This is a genomic window from Frankia nepalensis (genome assembly GCF_016786325.1).
In the GTDB taxonomy this organism is placed as follows: domain Bacteria; phylum Actinomycetota; class Actinomycetes; order Frankiales; family Frankiaceae; genus Pseudofrankia; species Pseudofrankia nepalensis.
Map to the genome: position 1 here is coordinate 1 of NZ_JADWYU010000095.1, position 10,480 is coordinate 10,480.

Annotated in this window: 8 protein-coding genes; 5 read left to right on the forward strand and 3 right to left on the reverse strand. The window is 73.0% G+C overall.

The window, feature by feature from the left end:
• Positions 1-634: 634 nt before the first annotated feature.
• The 3 genes from ispF to I6A81_RS07970 all read right to left on the reverse strand — a co-directional run bounded on the left by ispF (position 635) and on the right by I6A81_RS07970 (position 3,082).
• Positions 635-1,147 carry a 2-C-methyl-D-erythritol 2,4-cyclodiphosphate synthase gene (gene ispF / locus I6A81_RS07960; RefSeq protein WP_203007331.1) on the reverse strand — a complete coding sequence of 171 codons (513 nt, stop codon included), beginning with the start codon at positions 1,145-1,147 and terminating at the stop codon, positions 635-637.
• Between the two features lie 26 nt (positions 1,148-1,173).
• Positions 1,174-1,887, reverse strand: a complete 714-nt coding sequence (ispD, locus tag I6A81_RS07965; RefSeq protein ID WP_203007330.1) for a 2-C-methyl-D-erythritol 4-phosphate cytidylyltransferase — start codon at positions 1,885-1,887, stop codon at positions 1,174-1,176.
• Positions 1,888-2,599: 712 nt separating this feature from the next.
• Entirely contained in the window at positions 2,600-3,082 is a 483-nt protein-coding gene (locus I6A81_RS07970) for a CarD family transcriptional regulator (RefSeq protein ID WP_007512332.1), read from the reverse strand.
• Between the two features lie 999 nt (positions 3,083-4,081).
• Here I6A81_RS07970 and I6A81_RS07975 point away from each other — a divergent pair.
• From I6A81_RS07975 to I6A81_RS07995, 5 genes are all read left to right on the forward strand, one after another.
• Positions 4,082-4,816: a copper chaperone PCu(A)C gene (locus I6A81_RS07975; protein WP_203003305.1), complete on the forward strand. Its 735-nt coding sequence runs from the start codon at positions 4,082-4,084 to the stop codon at positions 4,814-4,816.
• Between the two features lie 93 nt (positions 4,817-4,909).
• Complete coding sequence (gene radA / locus I6A81_RS07980) at positions 4,910-6,373, forward strand: DNA repair protein RadA (protein ID WP_203003304.1); 1,464 nt, start codon at positions 4,910-4,912, stop codon at positions 6,371-6,373.
• Between the two features lie 263 nt (positions 6,374-6,636).
• On the forward strand, positions 6,637-7,716 hold the full coding sequence (gene disA / locus I6A81_RS07985; RefSeq protein WP_203003303.1) for a DNA integrity scanning diadenylate cyclase DisA: 1,080 nt from the start codon (positions 6,637-6,639) through the stop codon (positions 7,714-7,716).
• Positions 7,717-8,286: 570 nt separating this feature from the next.
• Positions 8,287-9,408 (forward strand): phosphate ABC transporter substrate-binding protein PstS, encoded by a 1,122-nt coding sequence (gene pstS / locus I6A81_RS07990; RefSeq protein ID WP_203003302.1) that lies wholly within the window; start codon positions 8,287-8,289, stop codon positions 9,406-9,408.
• Between the two features lie 77 nt (positions 9,409-9,485).
• The gene (locus I6A81_RS07995; RefSeq protein ID WP_203003301.1) at positions 9,486-10,397 is read left to right on the forward strand and encodes an HhH-GPD family protein; all 912 of its coding nucleotides are present in this window, start codon (positions 9,486-9,488) and stop codon (positions 10,395-10,397) included.
• The last annotated feature ends 83 nt before the right edge of the window (positions 10,398-10,480 follow it).

The following is a 10,480-nucleotide window of genomic DNA, read 5'->3' on the forward strand; positions in this document are numbered from 1 at the left end:
CCGGGGCCGAACCAGTCCGAGGCCAGGATCGCGGCCGGTTGGCGCCAAGGTTTCCGGCGCGCCCATCGGCGCTCCGCCTGTCGGGGCGCTGAGCGCCCCGACCCAACCGGTACGAGCCCCCACCAGAAATCCGGGGCCGAACCAGTCCGAGGCCAGGATCGCGGCCGGTTGGCGCCAAGGTTTCCGGCGCGCCCATCGGCGCTCCGCGCGTTGGGGTGTCGAACTGTGTACACGACAAATGATCTTTGGTTTTCGATCATCCGGCTTGGGCGGGTCCGCCCGCTTGATCGTTGGATCTGCGCAGGATTCGGGGACAAAACGGGCAGAAATCGTCGGAAGGCGTACAGAACCGGCGATCATCGAGACCGCCCGGCCTCCAGGCGATTGTTGATCACCAGATATGTGCGCGAACCGGCGGCCGGGTCGGCCCGTCAGCTCCGCGACGAGGGCTGGCGCGGATCGGGCCTCGGGCAAGCACCACCCTGTGGCCCGGGCGGCCGCGGGAGCTCGCCGCGATGCCAACTTGGCATCAACGCGCCACCCGGTCAGCTCGAACGGTGATAGATCGTTGACGTGATGGCCGGCGTCGACCCACCGGTTCCGCCTCGGTCGAGGCGGAACCACGGTCAGCCGGTCAGCCGGGAAGGCGGGCGACCAGGGCCGTCGCGATGGCGGCCAGCCCCTCGCCGCGGCCGGTGAGGCCGAGGCCGTCGGTGGTGGTCGCGGACACGCTGACCGGCGCGCCGCCCAGCGCCGAGGACATCGCCGCCGCGGCCTCGTCGCGCCGCTTGGCCATCCTCGGGCGGTTCCCGACGACCTGGACCGCCACGTTGCCGATCAACCAGCCGTCGACCGCCAGCAGCCGGGCCGTCTCACCGAGCAGCGCGGAGCCGGACGCGCCCGCCCACTCGGGGCGGTCCGTGCCGAACACCTTGCCGAGGTCACCGATCCCGGAGGCGATCAGCAGCGCGTCGCAGGCCGCGTGCGCGGCAACGTCCCCGTCGGAGTGCCCGGCGAGACCGGTCTCGCCGTCCCAGAGCAGGCAGGCGACCCAGCAGGGCCGGCCCTCCTCGAACGGGTGCACGTCGACGCCGACCCCGACGCGGGGCAGCGCCACCGGGACGGCGCCCGGAGCGGACGCCGGCATGGGGGCGGGCGTGGGGGCGGGCGCCGTCACGACGTCCTGCCCGACTCGGCCAGGGGGCGACGGGTGAGCAGCGCCTCGGCGAAGACGAGGTCCGCCGGCCTGGTCACCTTGAACGCCTCGTCGGAGCCGGGGATGGTCGCCACGGGCACTCCCAGCCGTTCGACGAGGCCCGCGTCGTCGGTCACCGCCGGCCCGTCTCCGTCGGAGCTGGTGTAGGCGGCCTCCAGCACCTCCCGGCGGAAGCCCTGCGGGGTCTGGACGGCCCGCAGGCCGCCCCGCGGCGGGGTGCGCAGCACGCGCCCGTCCGCGTCGACCTCCTTGACCGTGTCCGCCAGCGTCAGCACCGGGATGACGGCGGGCAGCCCGCCGAGCACGGCGCGCGCCACCGCGTCGACGAGCGACGGCGGCGTGAGCGGGCGCGCGGCGTCATGCACCAGCACCACCCGGATGTCGTCGTCGAGGGCGCGCAGCGCCCCGCGCACCGAGTCGATCCGCTCGGCGCCCCCCGGCAGGACGCGGACGTCCGGGCCGAGCAGGCGGCTCACCACCTCGACCAGGGTGGGCGGAGCCGCCACGACGATCTGCGACACCAGCTCCGCGGTCGCCAACGACTGCACGGCGTGCACCAGCATCGGACGGCCGCCGAGTGGCCGCAGCGCCTTCGGCACGCCACCGCCCAGGCGCTCGCCTCGTCCCGCGGCCGGCACCACCACGGCCACCCGCGCCTGTGACGCGGTCACCGCGGACCTCGCTCGATCTCAGACCTCACCAGCATCCAGTCCAAACAGGCTCGCCACCGATGGTTGGTCGCCCAAGCCAGCCGGCGCGTCATCGGACACCACGACCGGTCGGTCGAGCCATCTGAGGCCGCCCGCGACCGACCAAAGCTCGCCTGCGAACCTACCGGCCGCCCCCGCGCCCCACAAACGAGCCGCCGCCGGCACGGCCCGCCGCCGAGCGAGGAGATCCCAACTGGTACTCACGCATTGCCGAAGCACCAGGGCCCGACCTCGGCGACCATGAGCAGCCGAACAAGCAAAGCGGGCCACCTCGAAGCTGGCAACCTGCCAACAACGAGGTAGCCCGCTTCACCAGCAAACAGGCCGGTTCATGGCGCCACGGGTTCACCCTTATGAAGCGAACTCGCCCCGATCGACACGCCCCGCGGCTGGCCACACCGAGCGCCGCGCGACCTCAGGCCCAGACACAGCCTCGGACATACCGCGGGAGCCCGGCTGAGCCAGCCAGGAGGCCGGTCAGCAGGATGAGCCCCGGATCCCGAGGGTGTCCCCGGAAAGACATCGCGGGCGCCCCGCGAAGCCGGCCAGAGGCCGGCGAGCAGGGCGGCCCGCCCCCGGGGGCCTGGGTGCCCCCCGGAAAGACATTGCGGGTGCCCTGCCAAGCCGGCCAGAGGCCGGCGAGCAGGGTAGCCCGCCTCGGCGGGACCGGGCGCTATCCGGCGAGCACCTCGTCGAGCATTGCTTCTGCCTTGTCCTCGTTGGTGCCCTCAGCGAGCGCGAGCTCGCTGACGAGGATCTGCCGGGCCTTGCTGAGCATGCGCTTCTCGCCGGCCGACAGCCCACGCTCGCGGTCGCGACGCCAGAGGTCACGGACAACCTCCGCGACCTTGTTCACGTCGCCAGAGGCGAGCTTCTCGAGGTTGGCCTTGTACCGACGCGACCAGTTGGTCGGTTCCTCGGTGTGCGGCGCGCGCAGCACCTCGAAGACGCGCTCCAGGCCGTCCTGGCCGACGACGTCGCGCACACCGACCATGCCGATGTTGTCGGCCGGTACGCGCACGGTCAGGTCGCCCTGAGCCACCTTGAGCACGAGATAGAGTTTCTCTTCACCTTTGATGACGCGCGTTTCAATCGCATCGATGAGAGCAGCCCCGTGATGCGGGTAAACGACGGTCTCGCCGACTTGGAAAGCCATGTGTCACGTGCCCCTTCCGCCTCTACCAGCGTAACACGCACGCATCGCTGCAGGTCAGACGCATGCTGGGTCGCGCTGAGCCGAGCGGCACACTCGAGCGAGGCGCACCGGAGCGTTCTGGCCACGCTCCGCCCACCACGAACACCCCGTGACACCGACCCGCGCCGGAACAGCGCCGTCCCCCGGATGAACTGACCGAACTGTCCGACCATCGTCCGACCTGCTGAAACGCGCGCCACACCCGCGGGCCGGCTCCCCCGGACCCTGTCGTGGGCGGGCGGGACACCCCCGGCCGGCGGATACCGACCGTCACGGTGATCAGGGCCGGACGGCCGGCCCGGCGATCCCACGCCGGGCCGGTGAACTCGGCCGGCGCCTCGGAGCGTCGCATTCCGGCGTCACTCACGGACGTGAGGTCCAAGCGCCCGGGTGGGCGGCAATGTCGCGGCGCGCCCCGGGCGGCCGCGAGTAATCACAAGATTCTCACCGGCACGGCCGACTTGCTGATCCGCCACCATGACATGATCTCGTAAAGATCACGTCCCCACAAGGGCATACCGACCCCCTTGCCGGCCGCGGGGCGACCGCGCGCCCCGCGCGCCAGCCCACCCTGGGCGGCCACTCACCCCGGTCCTGGGCCACTCACCCGGCCTCGGATCACCCGGCCTCGGACCGTTCACCTCGGCCTCGGGCCGTCGCGCTCCTCCCCCAGGCCGCTCCCAGGCCAGGCCGCTCCCAGGCCGTGAATGCGCGGGACCTGTGGGGCGGCGCCGGGCCTGCTTCGGCCTGTCCGAGGGGAGGCAGGTGTCACACCCCGGCCTGGCTGGCCGCTGGCGCGAGGCACGTGCCGATAGCAGGTGGCTAGTCTTAGCGCCGAGCAGCCGAAGGCGCCCCCGCGCAGCCCGTCCGAGGCCCGTAATGTCGTCCGGCTGCGCAACTGGACCAGCGCGGGCGCCCTTCTCGGGGTGCCGGCGCCCGCACGACAGGAGTCACCGAGCCGTGAGCCGCCGTCCGGGGGCGCGCAGCGTAGCCTTCCCGCGCCGTCCCGCCGCACCGTCCGCTCAGCCCACCTCGCGCGCCGCCGGCGTCGCCTCGGCCCGCCCGCTTCGCCGTGGCGCGGCGACGCTCGCCGCCGCCGCGCTGCTGTGCGCGCCGGCGCTCGCGGCCTGCGCCAGCGGCAATGACGCGATGACGAACCTTTCGCGGACCACGACCAACAGCGCCGCCGGCGCCGTGGGCACGATCGACCTGCGCAACGTCTACATCGCCGGCCCCGCCGAGCAGGGCGAGGACGCCCAGGTCATCTCGGCGCTGTTCAACGGCGGCGCCGAGGACGACGAGCTGATCGGCATCTCGTCGCCTGACGCGTCCGGTGGTTCCCCCGGCAGCCCCGCGACGCTCGCGCCGGCCGGTGGGCAGATCTACATCGCCAACGGCTCGGCCCCGACGCTCACGGGTCTGAAGAAGGACCTGCCGGTGGGCGCGGCGACGAAGGTGACCTTCACGTTCGCGAAGGCCGGTTCCGTCACCCTCGACGTTCCCGTCGAGGAGCCGCTGCCGGGCGCCTCCGCCGCGCCCACCGCCACGCCGTCGGCGACAGCGACGGCCACGGCCACGGCCACGGCGAACGCCACCGGGTCGCCGACCGCGGGAACGACCGCGACCCCGACCGCCGGCGCGACCCCGACGGCGGGTGCCACGCCGACCACGACCGCGACCCCTACCGCCGGCTGACCCGGCCGGGCGTCGCCACGGCCCGCCGGCCGCTGGCCGTTCCTGGCGAGCCGGCCGGGCCGGGTTGTCAGACCTGGCCGTTAATTTCTCGCCATGGCGGTTTCGCGTTCCAGTGGCGGCGGGTCGAGCAGGTCGCGCGCCGACGGGGGGTTCCGGTGTAGCGAGTGCGGGACCGAGGCGATCCGGTGGGCCGGGCGGTGCCCGCGCTGCCAGGCGTGGGGAACGCTGGAGGCCCAGCGCGCCGCGCCGCGCAAGGCCGCCGTCCCGGGCTCTGGGGCGACCGCGGCTGCCCTGGTGACCACGCCGGCCAGGCCGGTCACCGAGGTCGACCCGACCCCCGCCCAACGCCGGGCGACCGGCGTCGACGAACTCGACCGGGTGCTCGGCGGCGGGATGGTCCCCGGCGCCGTGATCCTGCTCGCCGGCGAGCCCGGGGTGGGCAAGTCGACGCTGCTGCTGGAGGTCGGGGCGCGCAGTGCCGAGGCCGGGCACCGGGCGCTCATCGTCACCGGCGAGGAGTCCGCGGCCCAGGTGCGGCTGCGCGCCGGGCGCACCGGCACCCTGCACGCCGACCTGTGGCTGGCCGCCGAGACCGACCTCGGCGCGCTGCTCGGCCACGTCGAGGAGGTCAAGCCCACCCTGCTGGTGGTCGACTCGGTGCAGACGATCTCCGCGAGCGGTGTCGACGGCGTCGCCGGTGGCGTGACCCAGGTGCGCGAGGTCGCCGCCGCGCTGATCCGGACGGCCAAGGCACTGGGCCTGGCGACCGTGCTGGTCGGGCACGTCACCAAGGACGGCTCGGTCGCCGGGCCGCGGCTGCTGGAGCACCTCGTCGATGTGGTGCTGCACTTCGAGGGCGACCAGCACACCGCGCTGAGGATGATCCGAGCCGTCAAGAACCGGTACGGGCCGACGGACGAGGTCGGCTGCTTCGAGATGAACGAGAACGGCATCTGGGGCATCGCCGACCCGAGCGGCCTGTTCCTGTCGAGGGGCGCCACCGCGAGCGCCGTGCCCGGCGTCTGCGTGACCGTGATGGTCGAGGGCCGCCGGCCGCTCGTCGCCGAGGTGCAGGCGCTGGTCGCGCAGCAGAGCTCCCCTTTCAAGGGCGGTGGGGGTGGCGCGGGCGGGGCGGCCCCCGCTCCGCTGCCGCCCCGGCGCGCGGTCTCCGGGCTCGACGGTTCCCGAGTCGCGATGATCACCGCGGTGCTGCAGAAGCGGGCTGGCTTCGCGATGTTGGGCGGGTCCGACATCTTCACCGCGTCGATCGGCGGTGTCCGGCTGCACGAGCCGGCGGCGGACCTGGCCGTGGCGCTGGCGATGGTGAGCTCTGCGCAGGAGCGCGCGGTCCCGCCCGACCTGATCGCCCTCGGCGAGGTCGGGCTCACCGGGGAGATCCGCGCGGTCAGCGGCGTCGAGCGGCGGCTGGCGGCGGCGGCCCGGCTCGGCTTCCGGCGGGCGCTGGTCCCCCGGCTGTCCGGGATGACCCCAGAGGGGATGACCGTCACCGAGGTGACGGACGTGAATACGGCGATCAGCAATATGTATGTCGGTTAGCGATTGGCCAACGTTTATCTGGTCGTCCGCGTAGCCGAGTTGGAGGCCCACGGTAGTGGTAGCAAACCCGCTCGATAGCATGGCGCCCGTGGTAAGGGACCACGGCGGCGTCTCGTGGACGCCGTGAGGTCTCCGTCAGTCCGCGAGGCGGACCGGCGGAGCGGCGCGGTGGTCAGCTTCCCGGTGGCCCGCCGTGCCTGCCGGGGGGACGCCCACCGGTCGCGTGACCGGCGGGTCTCGGCGGGAGGAGCAGAGGAAGCCTGATGGCAGGACCACCCGGGGATGACGCCTTCCGGGCCACGCTGGCCACGGTGGCGCCCGGAACCCCCTTCCGCGACGGACTCGAACGCATCCTCCGTGGTCACACCGGCGGGCTGATCGTCCTCGGCCACGACAAGGTCGTGGAGGGGATCTGCACCGGCGGGTTCGAGCTGGACGTCGAGTTCTCCGCGACCCGGCTGCGCGAGCTCGCCAAGATGGACGGCGCGATCGTGTTGTCGAGCGACCTGAACCGGATCGTGCGCGCCGCGGTCCACCTGGTGCCCGACCCGACGATCCCGACCGAGGAGTCCGGGACGCGGCACCGCACCGCGGAGCGGGTCGCCAAGCAGACCGGCCTGCCGGTGATCTCGGTGAGCCAGTCGATGCGGATCATCGCGCTCTACGTCGCCGGCCGGCGTTACGTGCTCGACGACTCGGCCGCGATCCTGTCCCGCGCCAACCAGGCGCTCGCGACCCTGGAGCGCTACAAGCTGCGCCTCGACGAGGTCGCCGGCACGCTGTCCGCGCTGGAGATCGAGGATCTCGTCACCGTACGGGACGCGATCTCCGTCCTGCAGCGCCTCGAGATGGTCCGCCGGATCGCGGACGAGATCGAGGGCTACGTCGTCGAGCTCGGCACCGACGGCCGGCTGCTGTCGCTGCAGCTCGAGGAGCTGATGGCCGGCGTGGAGACCGAGCGCGAGCTGACGGTGCGCGACTACCTGCCGACCAGCACGAAGGTCAACAGCCCCACCGAGGTGCTCGTCGACCTGGCCGCGATGTCGGCGACCGACCTGCTCGACCTGACCGCGCTCGCCAGGACCCTCGGCTTCGGCGGCGGCACGGACGTCCTCGACCGCCAGATCAGCCCGCGCGGCTACCGGATGCTCGCCAAGATCCCGCGGCTGCCCCGGCTGATCGTCGACCGCCTCGTCGACCACTTCGGCACGCTGCAGAAGCTGCTCGCCGCCGGTGTCGACGACCTGCAGGCCGTCGAGGGCGTCGGCGAGGCCCGCGCCAAGACCGTCCGCGAGGGCCTCTCCCGCCTCGCCGAGTCCTCCATCCTGGAGCGGTACGCGTAGGGAGAACGGCGAACTCAGTTCGCCGCGGGGGTCCCACGGATCCGCGAAGCAGGTCCGTGGGGAGACGCCATGGTCAGCTTCCCGCTGGCCCTCAGCTACGGATGTCCGCCCCTGGGCGCCCCCCCGCTTCGCCGGCTCCCGCGCTGGATCCCTGAAGGCTGTTCGCTGACGATTCATGGTCGCGTCGTCCGCGGCACCCGTGCTGGTGCGGCGGTGGTGTCAACCTGTGCACTGGGCTGGCCGCCCGCCTACGTGGCAGAACCTGTCGTTTCGGTGGCGTCGCCGTCCTCGACTTCGACCCGAGGACCGGCAAGGTCGTCAACGACTTACATCGGTGTCAACGGTACGGCCGTGACCTGCGCCGGCGGCCTTGCCTACCGCGACGCCGGCAACGTGGTCGCCCGGCCTGGGATCACCCCAGTGGGGTCGACGCCGGTGCCGCGGCCGATCACGGGGCTGGGAGGGGAAGGCGTAGCAGCGGATGTCCTCCGTGCTTCGATGCCGGCCGACACCCTTCCCGTGGGGGACACAACTGCTCGCCGGAAAGCGTGAAGAGGAGAGAGCTCGCTAGTGAAGGGGAAAAGGCGCCTGACCGCCGTGCTCGGCATCGCGCTCGTCGCGCTGCTCGGCGTCGCGGCCTGTGGCCCGGACGACGACACCGACACTCCGGACGCCGCCACCACGTCGGCGGGCGCGACCGCCGAGGGGTCGGCCATCGAATGCGCGACCGGCAGCATCAACGGCTCGGGCTCCTCGGCGCAGAAGAACGCGATGGACGAGTGGGTGACGGCCTACGAGGTAACCTGCCCCGGCGCGGACATCAACTATCAGGCGACGAGCTCCGGCGCCGGGCGCCAGGCGTTCATCAACAGGCAGGTCGACTTCGCGGGCTCCGACTCGGCGATCAAGGACGACCAGGAGACCTCCGCCGCCGCGCGCTGCACCGGTGGCACCGTCGTCGACCTGCCGATGGTCGTCGGCCCGGTCGCGATCGTCTACAACCTCTCGGGTGTGAACTCGCTGAAGCTGTCGCCGTCGACGATCGCCAGGATTTTCTCGGGCGCCGTCACCAGGTGGAACGACCCGGCGATCACCGCGGAGAACGCTGGCGTCTCGCTGCCGGACGTCGCGATCGCCTCGGTGCACCGCTCTGACAGCTCCGGCACCACTGACAACTTCACCAAGTTCCTGACGGGCGCCGGCGGCGCTGACTGGACCTTCGGCTCCGGCTCCGACTGGAAGGCTCCGGGCGGCCGGGGCGCCCAGGGCAGCGAGGGCCTCACCGCCACCGTGAAGTCGACCGAGGGCGCGATCGGCTACGTCGAGCTGTCATACGCCGAGAACGCCGGGCTGTCCGCCGTCGCCGTGAGGAACGCCGCCGGCGAGTACGTCGACGTGAGCTCGGACGCGGCCTCCAAGGGCCTGTCGTCCGCCAAGATCGGCGAGGGTGCCGACCTGGTCCTGACCTTCGACTACACGACCGCCACTCCGGGTGCCTACCCGGTGTACCTGGTCTCGTACGAGATCGTCTGCACCGCCGGCATCGGCGAGAACGGCGCGCTGGTGAAGTCCTTCCTCGCCTACACCGCCTCCGAAGCGGGCCAGGCATCGGTCGCCGACCTGGGCTACGCGCCGCTGCCCCCCGAGGTGGCGGCCAGGGTCCAGGGCGTCATCGCCACGCTCACGGTCTGACCCGCCCCGGGCGGGCCGAACTGCTCGCGTCTGGAGCGCCGGGGCCGCGGCCCGGTCTCCGGGAGCAGGCTGGCACGATGGCCCTGATGGACGGGAACCAGGGCTTCGCCGAGATCGTGCTCGAATGGTACGGGCTCGTGGCCCGGGATCTGCCGTGGCGCCGGCCGGAGGCGGGCCCGTGGGGGGTGCTGGTCAGCGAGGTGATGCTTCAGCAGACCCCGGTCAACCGGGTGCTGCCCGCGTGGGAGGCCTGGATGGCCCGCTGGCCGGTGCCGGCGGCGCTCGCCGCGGAACCGAGCGGCGAGGCGGTGCGGATGTGGGGACGGCTCGGCTACCCGCGCCGCGCGCTGCGGCTGCACCAGGCCGCCGTCGCCATGGTCGAGCGGCACGGCGGCGCCGTCCCCGACGACCTCGAGGCGCTGCTCGCCCTGCCCGGCGTCGGCACCTACACGGCGCGCGCGGTCGCGGCGTTCGCGTTCCGGCAGCGGCACGCCGTGATCGACGTCAACGTCCGCCGCCTGATCGCCCGCGCCGTCGAGGGCACCGCCGAAGGCCCCACGGCGATCGGCCGCCGCGACCTGGCGCTGGTCGAGGACCTGCTGCCGGAAGACGCGGAGACCGCGGCCCAGGCAAGCGCCGCCTTCATGGAACTCGGCGCCCTGGTCTGCGTGGCGCGGACGCCACGGTGCGCGGGCTGCCCCGTGCGGGAGCGGTGCTGCTGGCTGATCGCCGGCAGCCCGCCAGCCGACGGCCCCGCCCGCAAGCCGCAGGGATACGCGGGCACCGACCGGCAGGTCCGCGGCCGGCTGCTCGCCGTGCTGCGCGACGCCGACGGCCCCATCGAGGCCGCGCTGCTCGACGCCGTCTGGGACGAGCCGGTCCAGCGCGACCGCGCGCTGCGCGGGCTGCTCGACGACGGCCTGGCCGTCGCCGTCGCACCCGGCTGGTACGCCCTCCCGGGCGGCGTCCCGGCGGATTCCATCGCCTGACAGACGACCAACGATCATCACGTTCCGCGGAACCAACGATCATCACGTTCCGCGGAACCAACGATCATCACGTTCCGCGGAAC

Bases quoted from the DNA above. Each gene is read 5' to 3' on its own strand.
- ispF (WP_203007331.1), bottom strand. From the start codon at position 1,147: ATGCCGGCGTCCGCTCCGGGCGCCGTCCCGGTGGCGCTGCCCCGCGTC.
- I6A81_RS07970 (WP_007512332.1), bottom strand. From the start codon at position 3,082: ATGGCTTTCCAAGTCGGCGAGACCGTCGTTTACCCGCATCACGGGGCT.
- radA (WP_203003304.1), top strand. From the start codon at position 4,910: ATGGCGGTTTCGCGTTCCAGTGGCGGCGGGTCGAGCAGGTCGCGCGCC.
- disA (WP_203003303.1), top strand. From the start codon at position 6,637: ATGGCAGGACCACCCGGGGATGACGCCTTCCGGGCCACGCTGGCCACG.
- I6A81_RS07995 (WP_203003301.1), top strand. From the start codon at position 9,486: ATGGCCCTGATGGACGGGAACCAGGGCTTCGCCGAGATCGTGCTCGAA.